Source organism: Bacillus cereus group sp. MG9 (assembly GCF_040459995.1).
GTDB lineage: Bacteria > Bacillota > Bacilli > Bacillales > Bacillaceae_G > Bacillus_A > Bacillus_A mycoides.
In genome coordinates, this window is sequence record NZ_JARVHC010000001.1 from 2510413 (window position 1) to 2530182 (window position 19770).

Sequence of the window (19770 nt, forward strand, 5' to 3'; positions counted from 1 at the left end):
ATGATTTTGTGGAAAAATAAGAATAGAGGTTAATATGAAAGTAAATCAATTAATTGCTAATAACATAAATAAACTTGATACTGTTATTCCATTTAATAAATCACTTGGTATTGCTGGTTTATCTGGATCTGGAAAAACAACTCTTTGTCAAACAATTGGTGAAGAATCAAAGAAGCGTCTAGTTTCCTTATTGCCAAAGGCTGAATATCAATATTTATTTCCTAATATTATGGAAACTAATTTTAGTGCCATTAAGATGGAGGAAATGCCTTTAGTACTTTTTTTAGGAAAATCATCAATTTCTTCCAATCCGCGTTCGACGATTGGTACTCATACAGGTGTTTTTAAAGAGATTCGTGAAAAACTAGCGGAAGAATTTAATTTTTCACCTGAAGTCTTTTCATTTAATAATCAATTAGGTTGGTGTGCTGGCTGTAAAGGGCGTGGTACTACTAAAAATATTGAGTGTGAAAAATGTAAGGGGAAACGTTATAGTGAAGAAGTTGAACAACGTACTATTGAGTTATTTGCTAAATCACATACAATTTCGGATATTAACGATTTAAGTGTTGAATCTATTCTTTCATTAGCAGAAGAATTAAATATTAGTGAAGCAAAACAACATATATTGCAAAATATTATCAATATGAACATTGGTTATTTAACATTAAATCGAATTATGGGTACGTTGTCAGGTGGAGAATTAACACGACTTTACTTAGCTGAATTCATGGCAGTAAGTGAAAATGCTGTAATTATTATTGATGAGATTTCCGTGGGGCTTGATCACGAAACATTATTACAAATATTAGAAGAGATCGAAAAATTAGGGTGCAAAAATCAAATTTGGCTCATTGATCATTCAGATACAGTACTGGATACAACGGATGAGCAAATGTTCTTCGGACCTGGTAGTGGAAAATATGGTGGAAAAATCGTAAAAGAATCACCAAGGCCAAAGCCAATACTATCGGAACGAAATTACAAAATGCCAACAGAATATTATACATTCCATGAATTATATTGCCGAAATATCCAAATGACTGAGTTTCAGATTCCTAAAAATAGACTTGTAACTGTTACAGGAGAGTCTGGATGCGGGAAATCTACACTTGTCAATGAGTGTTTAGCTACAGATTTCTTGAAACGATATCCAAAAGATAAACTAGTTATGGTAGGGCAAGATCGAAACCAATCGATTACAAGTCGATCAACTGTAGCAACTTTCTTAGATATTAAAAAGAAACTGACAAAGTATAGTGAAGAAATTGATGATATTTTTGAGCGCTCAATTGAGGATATTATTGATGAAATTCCAAACGAAGATATTGCGTATAAACGCTTGAGCCTACTAATCAAATTAGGACTGGGCTATTTAACATTAGAACGAAAAACACAAACATTATCAACGGGTGAGTTTCAATGTGTTCATTTAGTTTCTGAGTTATTTGCAAAAACAAGAAATCCACATACATTGTTTATTTTTGATGAGCCTTCAAAAGGTTTATCGCAAAATATTTTAAATCAATTTATAGATAGTGTTAGAGGGATATTACAAGATGAATCAGTCTCTATCATAATGATTGAGCATAACAGTTACATGCTAGAAAGTTCTGATTATATTGTCGATTTTGGAAAAAGACAGCTTGAATCTATAGAGCATCTTGATGTAGTAAGTCATGATGATTATTATCGTCAAAAAAGCAGTGTGAATAATGCTGAGCAAATACATATTTCTTCAACACTGAATCAACAAAATGGAATTAATTACTTAGAAGAAAATCATATTGATTATTTTAAAAATGCAGAAAACATCTATAAGGGTGGCATATTAAAAAGCTTATCATCAATGGCTCGTTTAATTTACGGTGAATACGAATCTGATACAATTGCACCTGTAGTTGCTATTGATTTCGAAAGACATTTGTATAGTCAATATAGTTTCTTATATGAAATTGGTGGATTGATCAATCATATTGTAGCTGCTCATCCGACTAATAAAGATACGAGAAGCTTCGATTTCTATTCTCAGGATAATCATTGCCCATCATGTTCGGGACGTCTTCAAATTGAAGTTTTTGATAAAGAAATTACAATTCAAGATAAAAATGTTCCATTTTGGGATGGTCTATTCGATCCGGAAATCATGAAAGTATTAAAATTTTATCAATATGAAAAAATAGAATTTCTATTTGAAGAAATTAAAAATGAGCTTGGTCATGATTTGTCAAAGAGCTATAATGATATGTCTGAGGAAGAAAAACATACATTTTGGTACGGCTATTTTGATAAGTCCTTTTATGATAAGAAAGGAAAGACACGTAGAACATGGGTAGGATTTAATACAATTATTGGCGGATATATTGTTATTTCAAAAGCAGCTATTAAAGAAGATATTAAGACTTCTAAAGAAATGATGACATGTCCAATTTGTGAGGCAACTGTATTAAATCACCAAAAATCGCTTGAATTTGGAGATACAGATATTCGTGAAATTATCAATCAGCCGCTTAATGAAATAATAAAAATTGTAGGCGATTTACCTGTACTCATCAAATTGAAATCTATCGTAGGTGACAATATGATTATGACAGAAGATGTCTCTTTACTGCCTAGGAAAACACAAGTTGCACTGAAAATGTTTGAATTAGAACAAGCAAGCTTTTCAAATTATGACATGGTGTTACAAAATGTTTTACCATTCTGGAGCCAAATTAAAGGTAATATCGAATCAATCAGCAATAATAATAAGGTGACTATTTGTGATTTCCAAAATATCAATGAAACAAGAGAAACTATCATAGATAAGTATTTCACAAATGGAAAATATAAAAAATTAACATATGTGTATGAAGCATTTGGTTATAAAAAATTAGTTACCCAAATTAATAAAATTAAAAAAAGCAACCCATGTCCATTCTGTAACGGAAAAAAAGTTATAACCGAGGATAATCTACATGATGGCGTGTTTAAATTAACAATTCCATGTATAACTTGTAATGCAAGTGGTATTAATGATGAAGGGCTTAAAGAAATTGTTGATGGCATAGATGTACAAACATGGTTAACTGGAAAAGTTAGTGATGTTGTGGATGAAAGCTTACGAACTGAGGATGTTGCAGACATTCTAATATTTAATCGAATTAGTGAGTTGAATAAGCGAGAAATGATGGCAGTTTATGAATGTCTTGAGAAAAATAATTAAATTAAGAAGAATAAAAAATAGTGGTCAGTTAGGGATTAAAAACTCATTTGCAATAATCTGCAAATGAGTTTTTATGTTGAAGAAGAGTTTCTTTAAACGTGTTAAGGTAGATAGATAATAGAGCAAGAAAAATCTATTTGTAATACCAATATAAATTATTCTTAAATTTAAAACTGAAAGGTATTACAGGTTGGCATTTATGTTTAAGTTTTGTTAGTCTTTCTAAGATGTAAATACATTTATCTGTGAGAGTTAGTTTTAAATCGTTAATTATGATTATTTATTATATAATTATTGACGTATAAAAATGTTTTTTGGGGATAATAATTTAGGTTATTTGGATAATAACAAAAGGAATATGCTACTTTTTTAGTGATTGTATAATTATTAGAATTTTTAAATTTAACAGAAATATATACTTGAATGAAGTATATATTTCTGTTAAATTTATCGTATGGATAGAACAAGCTTAATTAAAGGGAATTTAGAAATGTGTGTATTGTCTATTTTGTCTACAAAGAAAAGTTATGGTTATGAAATTATGAAAGAACTCGAAGTACATAATTTAAAATTGAAAGGAGTAGGAAGTATTTATCCCATTTTAACTAAACTGAAAAATCAAGAGTGGGTTAATACTTATCAAGAGGTGACGGATAGTGGTAAAGTTAGGATTTATTACGAAATTAATGAAAATGGAAAATTACGTCTTGAGAAGAAAGTTAATGAATGGTTAGAGTTGCAATCTGATATTAAAATATTATTAAAGAGTGGTTTGAAAGGAGACCTTCTGAAATGAGGAGTGAATTAAAAGATAAAGAACAGCAATTTTTAACAGGCGTACTTAAGGAATTAAAGCAATATGATATAAGTTTAGAAGAAAGGGAAAATATTAAACAACAAATTTTAGAGCATATCCAAGAATGTCGTGAACATGGTGAGGAAAGTATAAATGACCTAGGAACGCCTCAATTATTTGTTCAAGACTTTTTGGAGATAAATGAAATTGATCTGCGAGTGAAAATGAAACAACTTCAAAATATAAATAAAAAATCTAATACATTAATCATAATTGGCATATTTGTCGCATTTATTACATACCTCATTTCACAAACTACACTTTCAATATTTTTAACTGAATCCCTTAATCCAACCAACAGTGAAAATAACTTTAATTTTAATCTTTTATATCGAATAGCAGAAAATCAATGGTGGAACTCTATATTAATAATGATTAGTTTAATGGTTTCTTTATTAATATCTATAATTTTAGTAATTTATAAAAAAAGAAAGTTATCCGAAGTACATTAAGATGAAGATATCGAAATATAAATTGTTTCTAATTTGTATAGTTTGTAATGTATTAATGTTATGTATTGCACATTCAAAAGTTTACGCTCAGCAAAATATTAGAGTTACTTTAGATATTTATATTGAAAAATTTTTAAAGGAACATAAAATTCCAGGAGCTTCAGTAGCTATTGTACATAATAGAGATGTATTTTACACAAAATTATGGGGGGTTACTGGAGAATCTGAAAAAAAGATAACTAGTAAAACACCATTTGCAATTGGATCAATAAGTAAATCTTTAACTGGTCTAGCTATAGTGAAGTTAATAGAAAATAAAAAAATAAATTTAGAGGATTCAGTTCAACAACATCTTCCTTGGTTTAAAGTAAAAGATAATCAATCGGCCTCAAATATAACAATCCAACATCTACTAACACATTCAAGTGGAATGAGTACCTATGAAGGTTTAGCATTATCAGATAAGCAATCAAAGACTACTACGGCTATAAAAGAAAATGTAATGAAACTGTCGAATGTAACATTAACTGCTCCCCCAGGACAAAAATATCAATATAGTAATGCAAATTATCTCGTTCTTGGTGCACTTATTGAGGAAGTTTCAAAAGAGACATACTCTACTTATATGGAGAAGCAAATTTTTCAGCCATTAAGAATGAATGGTGCAGCAGCAAATAGTGAAGATTCTTATAAAAAGGGTTATTTAACAGGTTATCAATCATGGTTTGGAATACCAAGAAAAAGTACGGTGTCGTATGATAATGGTGGGACACCATATGGATATATTACAGCAAATCTAGAAGATATGATTCAATTCATTAAGTTTTTGAATCACCAAGAGCATACACAATTTTTAAATAAAGATAGTATGGATCTTTATTTATCTCCATTATATAAAATAGATTCAGCGAAATATTATGGTTTTGGACTGAGGACAACAAATATAAATGGAAACGAAAAGATGGTTTGGCATTCAGGCTCAACTCCTGATTCACATGCAGAAATATTTATTTTAAATGAAACTGGCTGGGGTGTTGTGATTTTAACGAATAAAAATCATGTTTTAGAAGAAGCATCACTACCAGAATTTAAAAAAGGGATTATTAATATTTTGAATGGTGAAGAACCGGTTGATATACCAAAAAATATACCAATAGTTCAAATTGTTATGTCAATATTAATATTCGCACTTTTCATTACAGCAATTATGTTAATAATAAAGTATAAACGTAATAAAATTTGTGAAAAAATGACCTGGCTTTTTCTAGGGAGTTTATTTCTAATATTATCTATTACTTTAATTCCACTTCTTATTTATAGTACAAATTCACCGTGGCAGACGATTAAAACGTTTTCTGCAGATGTAGCGTTGCTCATTAGTATTATAGTTACTTTATTGAATGTAAATGGATTAATATCAATATATATTGCGTTGAAAAGTGAATTGGTAAATAAGTCATAAGAGCTTTTAATTATATAAATATAATACATTAAATAATTGTTTAAACTGTTATAAATAGTTGACTCTCACACAATGTCATTGTTTAAGCTTAAGTTGAGCTTCGAATAATTGTAATAAATAGGAGGAACTAATGTTCAAAATAGGGGATTTTTCAAAACTTTCTTCCATTAGTATACGTATGTTGAGACATTACGATAAAGTGGAATTATTACAACCAGTAAAAGTCGATGAGCAAAGTGGTTATCGATTTTATTCAGCAGCCCAATTAAAGAAAGTAAATCAAATTCAAGTGTTAAAAGATATGGGATTTAATATTGCCACTATTAAAGAATTAGTAGAGAGTGAAAATATTGAAGTAATAAAGTCACAATTTGAAAATCGTAGTGCTCAAGTAAAGGAAGAAATGGACGATCTCAAAAAACAATTACGTCTCCTCGAAGACTCAATGAAAACGATGAGAGAGGATGTTATTGAAATGAACTATCATGTTTCATTAAAAGAAATTCCAGAAAGAAATGTAGCAAGTGTTAGAAAGGTTATTCCATCGTATAATTGCGAAGGGGATTTATGGAGTATATTGATGCAAGAAATTAATGTTAAAAATATTAGTATAGCTAATCCGAGTTATAGTATTGCTACATTCCATGATCAAGAATATAAGGAAAATGATGTGGATGTAGAAATACAGATAAATATTTTAGGGGAGCATGAAAATACAAAAGATGTTAATTTCAAAAAGATAGATCCATCCTATGTAGCTTCAATAACAGTTAACGGAAGTTATGAACAAATGACAGCTGTAAATGAGGCGGCAGCAAAATGGATTGAAACGGAAGGTTATGAATTAGCTGGACCGATGTTTAATATTTATCACGTTAGTCCAGCGATGGAATCAGATCCTAATAAGTGGGTTACAGAGGTTTGTTATCTGATAAACAAATAAACAATAAAGTAAAAAAGGCATCGTATATGCCTTTTTTACTTTATTTCTATCTGGAAATATTTAGCACAAAGGACTCGTTGATTAACCATAATAGCCTCCTTAATACTAGTTAATCTAAGGAGGCATTGAATTGTTATAAATTAATGATATGTGTATCCTCCATCAGGAAATAATACATTACCTGTAGTAAAACCATTTTGCATTAAATACAGGACAGTATGTGCAATTTCATCATTATACCCAGGTCTCTGTACAAGAGAAAGAGATTTATAATCTTCATAAGCAGCTAGTCTTTTCTCATTTTGTTCATTCTCTCTTCGTATCGTTCCAGGAGAAACAACATTAACTCTAATAGGAGCTAATTCAACAGCTAAAGCTTTCCCTAAGCTTTCAATAGCACCATTACAAGCTCCGTAAGCAGGCGCTCCTTTAAGTGGCCGTTGACTAAATGCACCGGACATTAATACGATAGATCCAGAGTTTGAGAGAAAAGGAATTGCATATTTTACGGCATAATATTGTGGCCAAAACTTTCCGATAAAGCTGCTTTCGGCGATATCATCCGTAGCAGTTATTGATCCAAGTGTGTAAGAGGCTCCTGGTGTGAATAAATGATTAAAATTCCCAACCTTCTTGAAAAAATCTTGTAATTGCTCTTTATTTTGATTATCCAATACATAAGTTTGAAGATGGTTGTTATTTATTAATTCTCGAGAAATTTTTAATTTTTTTCCGAGCGTCCTGCAATAATAACATGTGCGCCTTGTTCGATTGCTTGTTTTGCTGTTACTAATCCAATACCAGAACTCCCGCCGATGATAACGATATGTTTATCTTTTAATACAGTAATAGACATGATTAAACATCTCCCTTAATATAAGATTTAAAATAAGTTGTGTTAATTTTATTATTCGTTAAAAAATGACTACTGAAAAGTACGCACTTTATATGTACTTAGTCGCGAATTTCGTACTAATCGCTTGTTATATGGATACATAATATAAAAAATTACTCATTATAATTTATGATTTGAGGGGAGTGGTGAGGAAAGTGAATTTAGAGGAACCGAAATTAAAAGGGGTAATAGCGACATTACGAATAATCGGTGGGAAATGGAAGCCACTCATTTTATTTATATTATTAACAGATGGAACGAAACGGTTTGGTGAATTAAAGCGATTAATACCAGGCATTTCTCAAGGGACATTAGCGAAGCAGCTTCGTGAATTAGAGCACGATCAACTAATAAAACGCGAAATTTATCAAGAAATACCACCTAAAGTGGAATATAGCTTAACTGAGCATGGGAAAACAGTCAGTATTGTTTTGGATAGTATGTGTGGTTGGGGAAGAGGACATTTAGAATATATCGATAAAAACAAACTATAATATTATTATGTAAACTAAATGGGATTTGTCGAAACATATCGTTTTAATAATTTGTATTTTATAATATACAATTAAATAGTGTTATAGGTTATTATATATACAGTCTTCCAGATGAGGTGATATAGATGAAATGCTGTATCGTTCGAAGTAACTAGTTATTCGGGGCTGAAAAAATGCGTAGCAGATATAAAAGAAGACGTAGGCCCTTTCACGATAATATCAACTATGAGTCTATTTCGAGAATCATCTAAACAGTTAATGCATTTTTACAAAGGGGAAATAATAAAATGAATGAATTAGAGTATAAAAGTTTTTATGATAAAGTGGGACGATTAAATGGGTGGGACTTTAGTAAGCTAAAGTGTGAAACTGTAGGTGACACTTGGGACTTTTATGGTGAAGTGCAAGAAAGATGTAAACCATCAGATATTCTACTTGATGTTGGCACAGGTGGAGGAGACAATATATTAAAAATAGCATCTTCAGCTGCATTACTGATTGGAATAGATAATTCTAATGGAATGATCAAAACAGCACATTCCAATTTGAATAAAGCAGGTGTACAAAATGTTGAATTTCTTCAAATGGATTCGGAATTTTTAACGTTTCCGCATGCTCATTTTGATATTACTTCAAGTTGTCATGCGCCGTTTGTAGCATCTGAATTGGCAAAAGTAATGAAAAAAGGTGCTTTTTTCTTAACACAACAAGTTAGCGAACATGATAAATTAAATCTTAAAGAAGCATTTGGTAGAGGGCAATGTTTAGGTGAAAGCGATGGTACGTTAAAAGATAATTATATGGGTGAACTTATTAGTGCAGGATTTGAACTCGTACAAGTACGTGAATATGATGTTACTGATTATTACAGTACTCCTGAGGATCTTATTTTCTTATTAAAACATACGCCTATTATTCCTAGATTTGGAGAAAAAGAAGAGGACTTTAATATTTTACAAAAGTTCATTGACGCTAATAGTTCCGAAAAAGGTATTCGTACGAATTCAAAAAGGTTTATGATTATTGCTGTTAAATCATAGTGTATTTTAACGTAAAAGCTGATTTTCTTTAAAAGAAAATCAGCTTTTTTTGTGGAAAAGTATGCAGGGAAAACTTAAAAATCATAGAAATAGGTAAAGTGGTAATCTGAAAATTGAAATATAGGGGATAATTATTTTGAAACGTTACTATATTAACAACGAAAAAATAAACGCACATATTACTGAGTGGGGAAATAATGAAAAGCCCGTTATCTTTTGTTTACATGGGTTAGGTAGTACGAGTTTAAGTTTTATAGAAATTGCAGAAGAATTAAAGGAAGAGTATAGATTTATCTCCATTGATGCACCTGGACATGGTAAAACACCGCCCTTTGAAAGAACGGAAGATTATGAGATGCTGAATTTAGCAAACTGGTTAAATGAAATAATAAATGAACTGAGAATTGAACATTTCTATTTTTTATCACATTCGTGGGGAAGTTTTGTAGCACTATTTTATTTATTAAATAATCCAGAAAAAGTACTAGGAAGCATTCTTATTGATGGAGGATATCAAACAAAAAGGCTTCAAGAAGAAACGCTTGAAGAGGAAATCGCGTATTACGAAAAGGATTTTGAAGAATATATTTTTAATAATTGGGATGGATTTTTCAAAAGTGAAAAAGAAGCATATACTAGGTGGTCTCCATTATTAGAAGTTGCTGTAAAAGACCTAGGGATTGAAATGGATAATGAAGTATGTTGGCATGCGAGAGGTACAACAGCTGGTAATATAATAAGAGGTATGCATAAAGATGAAACGATAGATATTTACGAGAAGTTACCGGCTAATATTATATTGCTTCGAGCTACAGTTCCACAAATATGGGATGAATATAGAGATAAAACAGTGAGAATTTTCAAGTTAAAAACTGGCGCGAAAGTAAAATTAATCTCTGATACTACACATTTGTTACACTGGGATAAACCAGAAGTTGTTATAGAGGAAATAAAAAGTAATTGGAGCTAACATATTCATACTAAAGTTGTAGTTTTTATATAAAAAATCAATCCTTCCGTTTGATTTTATCTATTTATAATTGTAATACAATACGAATAGATAGTAAGAAACAAGGGGGAATGTAGTGTGATTACACATATATCAGATATAAAACTACAAACGGTTTCCATAGAAGGGGTAAAACAAGTCTATAAAGACATATTATCTTTTCCGATAAAAACAGAAACAGCAACATTTATTCAATTTGAAGTCACACCTTACACAACAATTAGTTTCCAGGAAGTATATGAACCGATTGCACCTGCACATTTCGCCTTTGAGATTCCATATTCAAAATTTCATGAAACAGTAAGATGGCTTGAAGGTTCTGGATTACTCATTGTGAAATGGAAAGATGGTCATACAATTGATGAGGAAAACGGTCTATTCAATTTATACTTTAAAGATGGTGATGGAAATCTTCTCGAAATTATCGCACATAGTTATGTTAAAGAAGAGGTATTAGTCCCGCATTCACCGTTAAACATTTTATACGTAAGGGAAATTGGTCTTCCGGTTAAAAGTGTACCTGTATTTACGGAATGGTTGAAATCAAATCTAGACATGAAAACGAAGGAAGATGGGGATATTTTCAACTTTGTTATAGGTGGCACTGCATATATCGTTGCAACCTGGTGGCAGCGACCGTGGATTCCAATCGCGATGAAAGCTTTACCACCGAAAGTACATGTTTCATTCGGAACAGCGGATCATGCGTTTTTACAACAAATCCAAAATAATTTTAAGAAAAATGGTGTTCCATTTGAAAGTAAACATACTGAAGTATTGTTTATTCAACAAGGGTATTCATTTTCTGTTTTGCATACACCGGAGTTTCATTCCGATATTCCTAGAAAATTAAACTTACCACTTTCTATATAATTATAGGGAGGGGTAAGTTTTTTTTATTTTCATGAAGAAGGGTTTCAGTATAATTACACTGAATTTATAGAGGACTATAAAGCGTTATTCTAATTTACTGTAAGGAGAGAAATGAATTGAATCTAGGAAATCCGATAGCCAAAGGAAATACGGCTGAAATTTATCTTTGTGATAATAAAGTTGTGAAATTGTTTAAAGAATGCCTCCCTAATACAGAATCTCTATACGAAGCACAAAAACAAAAGTATGCATATTCATGTGGTTTACACGTTCCTAAAGTATTTGAAGTTACAGAGATACAAGGTAGACAAGCTATTATTATGGAATATGTAGTAGGAGAAAGTGTTGGTGAGCTTTTGCTTAATAATTTGAGTAAAGCGGAGCATTACATAAGTATATGTGTTAGTGTACAACAAAAGATTCATGCGATCTGTGTGAGATCGGATGAAATAGAGCTGATGGAAAAGAGGCTTTATCGTCAAATTAATTCTGTTCATAATCTGGATGAAAAACAAAAGGGAAATATATTAAAAAAGTTAGATTCAATCACATTTGAACCTAGATTATGTCATGGTGATTTACATCCGTTTAATTTAATTATGAGTAATGGTGATGTGAAAATTATAGATTGGGTTGATGCTAGTTCAGGTGATATTCGTGCGGATGTGTTTCGGACATACTTATTGTATTCACAGAATTCAGTGGAATTAGCTGAAATGTATTTACATATATATTGCAAAAAAACAGGTCTATTAAGAGATGAAATTTTCCAGTGGGCTCCTATTATTAGCGCAGCTAGATTGGCAGAGAGTACACCTCTGTAAATAAAAGATGTTTTCAAGTATTTATTTTGATCCCTATTAAAATAGTGAATCATTTATTTTTTTACTCATTGATTCTCTCCGTTATTTTTCTTGCTAATTCTTTTCGGTTTGTCATATACTTAAAAGAGACCAAACGTTTTCTTTTAGGAGGACACAATGCGTAAAGGTGAATTAACAAAAAGAATGATTCTTGATCGTTCCTCTGCTCTGTTTAATGTAAAGGGGTATAGTGGTTCTTCAATTTCTGATATTATGCGAGAGACTGGGCTAGAGAAGGGCGGTATTTATCGTCACTTTAAAAATAAAGATGACTTGGCTGTTCAAGCCTTTCAGCATGCAACTTCACAAATGGGAGTGCGTTATGTCGAAGAGATAAAAAAAGCATCCAATACGTTGGATAAGTTAAAAACTTTTATTTCAGTTTTTACATCTCTCATTCATAATGATCCTCTTCCAGGAGGCTGTCCAATCATGAACGTAACGTTAGAAGCAGATGATTCCCATCCTCTCATGGCAGAACAAGCACAGATAGCGATGAATCAATTACTTGGAATAATTGAAAAGATTATTACGTATGGAATTGAGCAAGGAGAGTTAAAACCAGATACTCAAGCAAAACAGATTGCTATCATCTGGATTTCTTCTCTTGAAGGAGCACTTGCCTTGTCACGCTTATACCAAGATACAGTTTATATTGATACAGTATCGTCACGACTTTTAGATGAATTGGAAAAACAAATTACGGCCAACTAAGCCGTAATTTTTATCGCAAAAAAGAGACTGTTCGGTTTTTTTTGAGGGGGTGATCACTTAATAGAAATTCCATGATGGAACTATGAAAGAACGGATGAGAGAAGAATGGTACTAATACAAAATAGTAAATTGAAAAATGTGTAGAATATGAACGATTTCGGCCTAACTGTTTCTAATTTTTGGAGGAGTGTGAAAAGGGATATGAGAGAATTTGAAACAATCGTAATTGGCTCTGGACCTGGAGGATATGTTGCTGCAATAAGAGCTTCACAATTAGAGAAACAAGTGGCAATTATAGAAAGAGAGAATCTTGGTGGCGTATGTGCTAACGTCGGCTGCATTCCATCTAAGGCACTTATTTCTGTAGGTCATCGTTTTGAGGAAACAAAGCATTCAGAAAATATGGGTATTTTTTCTTCTGGTGTAAATGTTGATTTTGCAAAAGTACAAGAATTTAAAAACAACGTTGTAAAGAAATTAGTAGGTGGTGTAGAAGGGTTATTAAAAAGCAATAAAGTAGAAGTGATAAAAGGTGAAGCTTATTTCATGGATGCTAACACTATACGAGTAACCAATAAAGATGCAGCTCAAACATATACATTTAAAAATGCAATTATAGCTACTGGATCACGCCCAGTTGAAATTCCAACATTTAAATTTACAAAACGTGTGATTAACTCTACAGGTGTACTTAGTTTAACTGAAGTTCCAAGTAAATTGGTTGTAATCGGTGGTGGTTACATTGGTACTGAATTGGGCTCTGCTTACGCTTCCCTCGGTTCTATAGTAACAATTATTGAAGGAGGTAAAGATATTTTAACTGGCTTCGATAAACAAATGACTCAAATTGTGAAAGAAGACCTTATAAACAAAGGTGTTACAGTAATAGTAGATGCATCCGCTAAAGGTGTTGAAGAAGTTGAAAATGGTGTAATTGTTACCTACGAAATTGATGGTGAAGAAAAGAAAGTTGACGCTGATTACGTATTAGTAACGGTTGGCCGTCGTCCTAATACTGAAAATATGGGTTTTGAAAAAATCGGTATTGAGTTTTCTGACCGCGGTTTATTAAAAATTGATCAACAATGCCGTACTAACCTTCCGAACATTTTTGCTATCGGTGATATTATTGCTGGTCCACAGCTTGCACATAAAGCATTTTACGAAGGAAAAGTAGCTGCTGAAGCTATTTCTGGTGAACTATCATGTGTTGATTACTTGGCAATTCCAGCAGTTTGTTTCACAAATCCTGAATTAGCTACAGTTGGTTATACTGAAGAGCGAGCAAAGGCAGAAGGCATGGAAGTAAAAGTGATTCAATCCCCATTTTCAGCAAACGGTCGTGCACTTGTATCAAATGAAGGAAAAGGGTTCTTGAGGCTATTGGTGCGTAAAGAAGATGGTGTATTAGTAGGTGCTCAAATCGTGGGTAATGGTGCATCAGAAATAATTGCCGAAATGGGTTTAGCAATTGAATCAGGCATGACAGTTGAAGATATTGCATTAACACCACATGCTCAACTAACTTTAAGTGAGATTGTGATGGAAGCTGCTGAGGCCTTAATTTACAATTTTAAATAAATATTAATTAATAAAAATTGGATTGCTTCGTTTTTTAGAAATTCTAAATAAAATAAATGTAGAGATAAATAAATATGTAAAAAACAATCTTTACTAATAAACTTCTTAATAACATATTATGGATAATTGAGCCGTTTTTTTACCGTAAAAAAGAGACTATTCGGTTTCTTTTTGCGAGAAGATTTATTCATTTATTAGAGAATTAAAAGTCAAATTATGAAAATGAATATGTGAGGAGAATACAAATGAGTCAATTTGTTAATTCAACAATGGAAGGTAAAAATTTTAGTGCTGTTCAAGTAGGAAAGTGGGAGGATCTGCTTCAATATAAAAATGGAAATCCATTTAAAGCTCCTGGAAAGGTATTTCTTAAAGATGACTTACAATGTACAGGGATGGAAGTTTCACTAAATGTTTTCCCTCCAAGCATTTCAATGCCCTTTTATCATAAGCATAGAGAAAATGAAGAGCTGTATATTTTCGTCAAAGGACAAGGGGAATTCAAGATTGATGATGAAATTCTTGAAATCAAAGAGGGTACTGTCATAAGGGTGGCACAAGAGGGGGAAAGAATTTGGCGTAACAATTCAAGTGAACCTCTCTATTTTATTTGTATTCAAGCTAGGGCAAATACTTTGGAAGAAAGTAATATCGAGGATGGCATTAAGCTAGATAAATCCGTTGAATGGATTGAAAAATAGGTGCCACTGTACGATTAAATATCGTTTCGCTCCTTGTATTTTGTCTTTTGAAGAAAACTTATCTATAGAAAAGTACACCCAATTGTTAAACTGAATGTAACAATTGGGTGTACTTCATAGGAAACCAACTGTGTTTAAAGAATGGCTTTTTTCAATCTTTATTCTATAAAGGTTCATTATCCGTACTTGTTCCTCAGTTAACTCTTCTTTATTCCAATACATATGCATTAAACTATATTCGAATATTTCCTTTAATTTAATAAACAATGGAAGCTGCTCTATCATTTCTGTAGGTAGATCATTTTCCTCCTGGTATCCGTCGATTATTGCTTTTGTAATAGAATTCTCATAGTCGACTATGTTGCCATTCCCAACGAAAGAATATTCTATCGCGCTATAGACTGGAACAGCTAAATCGAATATGTAAAAATGTTTTTCACAGTCTTGAAAATCAATCATTTGGATATAGTTTATTAATTAGTTTAAGTATCTCTTTTTCTATATTATTCATTTTAACTTCCTTTCCAAACATAAATTTTCCACTCACAAAACTACTAGTTCATTAACTTACAAATTTCGTGTTTTATTTGGTAGAATCCTTTAAAAAAGATTTATCCCGTAAAAGTCCGATTAGTATGGGATAATAATCAGTGGGGAGGAACAAACTCCCCACTGATTAAAGTTTCACTTTATTGGAAAGTTAAGTAAATGTATGACAAAATAAGATAGCTGAAAAAATATGAAATGAGTAATTACATATGATATTTAAAGGTTCTAGAGGGTGGTTAATGTTATAAACCACAAGAAATATCAAAAAAAAGAAGTGGATACTTCTTATAATATTTAGTGAGGAGGGAGATAAATGAATGAACATATACAGCTAATGATTGAATGGATTGAGGGCAATTTAAAAAAGGAGTTTTCATTAGATAAATTATCTGATTATATGGGGTATTCTCCTTACTTCTGTTCGTTTAAATTTCATCAAGTAACAGGGATAAGTATTAGACGATATATTCTTCTTAGAAGATTGTATTTATCAACGGAAGATTTGACGAATGATAGAAAGATAATTGATATCGCATTTGATTACGATTACTCTTCGCAAGAGGCTTATAGTAGAGCATTTAAAACTGTTTTTGGTATAACCCCAGGAAAATTCCAACTTAACAAAATACCGGTTCCATCATTTATTAAACTCTCAATCAATGATGGAAAGGAGTGGGATAGAATGAATTTTTCTAGAAAAATTGAAGTTAATCAGTTACGAAATGCGAAGAGTGAGCTGTTTGATAAAGATGTACTAAACATATTAAATGGTCAATTTATGTATGAAGAATTTAAAAGTGAAAGACTAATGGGAGAGTCTGATTACGCTCCATTTAATGAAGCTATGTGTGTAAATGCGACTACTGCACAGATTTTTGATGATGAGTTTATTAAAACAAGGGCAGAAGGACATCAAGGTACTGTAGAAAATTATATGAAAAAGGTTATTCATCCTTTAGAGAATCTTTTTAAGAAAGAGTATAAATGTATCGTTTTATGGTTTGGTGAGGATATGTTTTGCCAAATGAATCTACTTACCGTACTTTCTTACCTTGAACAATCTGATTATAAGGGAAAAGTATACTTAAATAGCTTCAGAGAGGATGAATTTAAAGTAAGTCAAATTGAACTTGAATTAGGGAACTATTTTTCTGTTTACAATGAAGTTCTAGTAAATCATAAAAAGTCATCTCATGAGATACTACCTGTAATGTATCAGGCGATAGATTTATATTTAGAGATGCTAAAAGAAAATAATGTAGTAGTAAAGTATATCTCCAAAAATAAAGATTTACCAACACAAGAGTTACTAAAAAGGTTGTTTAATCTTTTTCCAACAATAGGATATGGGGACCTACAATATATAGAGCTTATTAATAAAGCGAGATAAAGATTCAATTTGTATTGAATAAAAAACAATAAAAAATGCACCTATAAGGACAGATGCATTTTTTTATTTATATTTGTTTAAGTAATTCCAATTCCTCTTCTACAAATGCCATTAATTCTTTTATTGTCTCACTAGAAAAATCAAAACGAATTCCAGCTGCTTCATATACCTCTGGTAAGGATTCAGAGCTACCTAGAGATAATGCTTTTTTGTAATTTTGTAGTGCTTGTTTAGGATTCTCTTTATATTGTTTATACATTTGCAATGCACCAAGTTGCGCGATTGCATATTCGATATAATAGAATGGTATTTCGAATATGTGTAGTACAGGTAACCAGCCAGTTGCTATCCAGTTTTCATAACCTTCAATATTTACCACATTCGATTGGTAAGTGTTATGTAATTCTAAATATTTTTCATTTCTTTCTTTAGCAGTATGATTTGGATTTTCATACATCCAATGTTGGAATTGATCAACGATAAGCATTTGTGGTAAATACTTAACAATATCTTTAAAGAAATCTAATTTTGCTTTTATAAATTCTTCTGTATTCTCATAAAATGTATCCCAATACTCCATCGAAAACAATTCCATTGTCATGCTGGCTAGCTCAGCTGATTCTGAAGGGATTTCTAAATATTTTTGTAGCTTTAGCTGCTTCATACATTCATTATGAATACTATGGCCCATTTCATGGAGGAAAGTAGTAACATCATAATGTGTATGATTGAGATTCATAAAAATAAAAGATAATTGAGAAGCAGGTAAGTGTTCGCAAAATCCTCCAGGTGCTTTTCCTTTACGACTTTCTAAATCTAAGCAATCATTTTTATGCATACGGCTCAATAATGCAGAAAATTCTGGGTCTAGTTTTTGTAAAATATGAGAACTTTTTTCGATTAAATCACTCTCGTCTTCAATGGGTTTTAATACTTTTTGATTTGGTGCGGCTGCTTTTAGATCCCACGGACGAAGTGTATCTACTTGAAGTTCAGCTTTTTTCTCATTAAATATATTATCAATAAGTGGCACAACGTATTTACGAACGGATTCTGCAAGTTCATAGCAATCATCAGCCGTATAATCAAAACGTTCATATTTTTTAAACATATAATCACGATAATTATCTAATTGAATGTTTTTTGCCTTTTGGTGACGGATTGCAATTAATTCATTTAAAATATGTTGTAAATTATTTTCAACAGATAAGAATTTTTCAGAAATGAGCGTTTTTGCTTTTTTTCGTATATCACGATTCGGATTTTGTAAGTAAGACTGTAGTTCAGTAATTGTTTTTTCTTCGCCATCCCATAGTGCAGTCAAACTGCCTGTAATTTCGAAGTACTCGGTTACTAATTTGTCTTCTTTTACTTCTAAATCAATGTTCTTTTCACAAAATAATGTTTGCGCATTTTTTATTTTTTTATCTAGTAAGCTATAAGTTTTTGGATCAAGTTGCATTCGAAATGGTAACTCTAAATATTTATTATCAAAGGAATTTTGATAACGTTTCAAAAGAGGCCTTACATATTGTTGATCATATTCAAACGTATCTTTTATTTCTTTGTTATCTGTATTACATTGAAAGTCAATATAGTGTGTTCTCAATTGTTCTTCGATTTCCCATATTAATTTCGACTGTATTTTCAGCCAATTTTCTAAATCTTCTCCTGAAGAAATGGGTTTACTTAATAAAGTAGATAATTCGTTCTCTAGCTCATGTATATTACGGATATCGATCGTATTAGAGTTCTGCATTATTTACCCCTCACTTTTTATTTACTCAAGGAGGTATTCTTCTTTTTCGCTATGATTCCTTTTTTTCCTAGAAAATTTGTGCCTATTACTCCAAGAACAATCATAAGTGTACCGACAATATGATAGTAGGCAATTTGCTCGTGTAAGAATACAACGCCTGCGATAATGGTAATAAGAGTAGATAAGTTGCTAAAAACACTTATTTTGGCTGCTTCAATATAAGATAATGAATAGTTTAATAATAATGCTGTCAGTAAGGAAGATAGTAATCCTAAATATAAAATGGAGATAAGGAATGTTCCATTCGTAAATGGCTTAAAGTATACAGTTATTGTACCTTTGTTCATATGGTCAATGATTGCGATGAAATTAAAACTAATAAAACCGATTGCTGTCATTGTGTATGTTAAATCCATCAGCTTGAATTTCTTTGTCATTTTTCGAGCTAATACATTGTAGCAAGCAGATGATAATGCCGATAATAAAATGAGAATAACACCGATAAAGCTCGTTTCATGAGCCCCTATACCATTCATAACAAATATATAAATGACACCTATGACAGAAATACATACTGATGTTTTTTGCCATGTATTCGTATATTCTTTTAAAAAATAGGAAGCTAGTATCATCGTAAATATAGGGATCGCTGCTTGTATAATTCCAGCTTCAGATGAACTTGTATATACTAAGCCAAATGCTTGGAAAGCAAAGAACAATGCTGGATAAAATATTGCGAGTGGTAAAAGTGTAAGTATGTTTTTAAATGATATATTTAACTTTACAAAACCGAAAATAACCGGAATGGTTGCTGCTATGAAGGCAACTGTAAAACGGTGAGCCAGAGTATCAAGAGGACTCGTAATGGTTAGTGCTAGTTTCACAAACATAAATGAAAATCCAATAATAAATGAATAGAGTAATGCTGATATATATGCTTTTGTTGTATTTGTCATAATTCCACCTCATAGTAGTTGATTTCTT

General features: G+C 31.4%; 16 protein-coding genes and 2 pseudogenes. 14 read left to right on the forward strand and 4 right to left on the reverse strand.

The features are described from left to right. Nucleotides 1-34: 34 nt before the first annotated feature. The 5 genes from QCI77_RS12800 to QCI77_RS12820 all read left to right on the forward strand — a co-directional run bounded on the left by QCI77_RS12800 (nucleotide 35) and on the right by QCI77_RS12820 (nucleotide 6918). Nucleotides 35-3205, forward strand: a complete 3171-nt coding sequence (locus QCI77_RS12800) for an ATP-binding cassette domain-containing protein (protein ID WP_353824988.1) — start codon at nucleotides 35-37, stop codon at nucleotides 3203-3205. A gap of 454 nt (nucleotides 3206-3659) precedes the next feature. Then, on the forward strand, nucleotides 3660-4001 hold the full coding sequence (locus tag QCI77_RS12805) for a PadR family transcriptional regulator (RefSeq protein WP_002085418.1): 342 nt from the start codon (nucleotides 3660-3662) through the stop codon (nucleotides 3999-4001). Beyond that, a complete protein-coding gene (locus QCI77_RS12810; protein ID WP_098168227.1) occupies nucleotides 3998-4513 on the forward strand; it encodes a DUF1129 domain-containing protein in 516 nt (171 codons plus the stop codon). The genes QCI77_RS12805 and QCI77_RS12810 overlap by 4 nt, the downstream gene beginning before the upstream one ends. Before the next feature lies 1 nt (nucleotide 4514). After that, on the forward strand, nucleotides 4515-5975 hold the full coding sequence (locus QCI77_RS12815) for a serine hydrolase domain-containing protein (protein ID WP_353824989.1): 1461 nt from the start codon (nucleotides 4515-4517) through the stop codon (nucleotides 5973-5975). Nucleotides 5976-6105: 130 nt separating this feature from the next. Next, nucleotides 6106-6918 (forward strand): MerR family transcriptional regulator, encoded by an 813-nt coding sequence (locus QCI77_RS12820; RefSeq protein WP_353824990.1) that lies wholly within the window; start codon nucleotides 6106-6108, stop codon nucleotides 6916-6918. Between the two features lie 140 nt (nucleotides 6919-7058). Here QCI77_RS12820 and QCI77_RS12825 read toward each other — a convergent pair. After that, nucleotides 7059-7774, reverse strand: a pseudogene (locus tag QCI77_RS12825) (SDR family oxidoreductase). A 185-nt stretch (nucleotides 7775-7959) separates the two neighbouring features. Here QCI77_RS12825 and QCI77_RS12830 point away from each other — a divergent pair. The 8 genes from QCI77_RS12830 (at nucleotide 7960) to QCI77_RS12865 (ending at nucleotide 15088) form a co-directional block, all read left to right on the forward strand. Then, entirely contained in the window at nucleotides 7960-8307 is a 348-nt protein-coding gene (locus tag QCI77_RS12830; protein WP_353824991.1) for a winged helix-turn-helix transcriptional regulator, read from the forward strand. A gap of 287 nt (nucleotides 8308-8594) precedes the next feature. After that, a complete protein-coding gene (locus QCI77_RS12835) occupies nucleotides 8595-9347 on the forward strand; it encodes a class I SAM-dependent methyltransferase (RefSeq protein WP_353824992.1) in 753 nt (250 codons plus the stop codon). 136 nt (nucleotides 9348-9483) lie between these two features. Further along, entirely contained in the window at nucleotides 9484-10317 is an 834-nt protein-coding gene (locus tag QCI77_RS12840) for an alpha/beta hydrolase (RefSeq protein ID WP_353824993.1), read from the forward strand. A 117-nt stretch (nucleotides 10318-10434) separates the two neighbouring features. Then, nucleotides 10435-11229 carry a VOC family protein gene (locus QCI77_RS12845; protein ID WP_353824994.1) on the forward strand — a complete coding sequence of 265 codons (795 nt, stop codon included), beginning with the start codon at nucleotides 10435-10437 and terminating at the stop codon, nucleotides 11227-11229. Nucleotides 11230-11345: 116 nt separating this feature from the next. After that, nucleotides 11346-12053 (forward strand): phosphotransferase family protein, encoded by a 708-nt coding sequence (locus tag QCI77_RS12850; RefSeq protein WP_353824995.1) that lies wholly within the window; start codon nucleotides 11346-11348, stop codon nucleotides 12051-12053. Nucleotides 12054-12209: 156 nt separating this feature from the next. Continuing rightward, a complete protein-coding gene (locus QCI77_RS12855; RefSeq protein ID WP_016095405.1) occupies nucleotides 12210-12806 on the forward strand; it encodes a TetR/AcrR family transcriptional regulator in 597 nt (198 codons plus the stop codon). 201 nt (nucleotides 12807-13007) lie between these two features. Then, nucleotides 13008-14387: a dihydrolipoyl dehydrogenase gene (gene lpdA, locus QCI77_RS12860; protein ID WP_353824996.1), complete on the forward strand. Its 1380-nt coding sequence runs from the start codon at nucleotides 13008-13010 to the stop codon at nucleotides 14385-14387. Between the two features lie 245 nt (nucleotides 14388-14632). Then, nucleotides 14633-15088 (forward strand): cupin domain-containing protein, encoded by a 456-nt coding sequence (locus QCI77_RS12865; protein WP_353824997.1) that lies wholly within the window; start codon nucleotides 14633-14635, stop codon nucleotides 15086-15088. Between the two features lie 114 nt (nucleotides 15089-15202). Here the strand turns inward: QCI77_RS12865 and QCI77_RS12870 are convergent. Then, nucleotides 15203-15553, reverse strand: a pseudogene (locus QCI77_RS12870) (protein kinase); the annotation flags it as partial. A gap of 397 nt (nucleotides 15554-15950) precedes the next feature. Between QCI77_RS12870 and QCI77_RS12875 the strand changes: the two are divergent. Further along, nucleotides 15951-17027, forward strand: a complete 1077-nt coding sequence (locus QCI77_RS12875) for a helix-turn-helix domain-containing protein (RefSeq protein ID WP_353824998.1) — start codon at nucleotides 15951-15953, stop codon at nucleotides 17025-17027. A 67-nt stretch (nucleotides 17028-17094) separates the two neighbouring features. Here the strand turns inward: QCI77_RS12875 and QCI77_RS12880 are convergent, their stop codons facing one another. Beyond that, nucleotides 17095-18786, reverse strand: a complete 1692-nt coding sequence (locus QCI77_RS12880; RefSeq protein ID WP_353824999.1) for a M3 family oligoendopeptidase — start codon at nucleotides 18784-18786, stop codon at nucleotides 17095-17097. Between the two features lie 17 nt (nucleotides 18787-18803). Then, on the reverse strand, nucleotides 18804-19742 hold the full coding sequence (locus QCI77_RS12885; RefSeq protein ID WP_000185903.1) for a DMT family transporter: 939 nt from the start codon (nucleotides 19740-19742) through the stop codon (nucleotides 18804-18806). Nucleotides 19743-19770 lie beyond the last annotated feature (28 nt).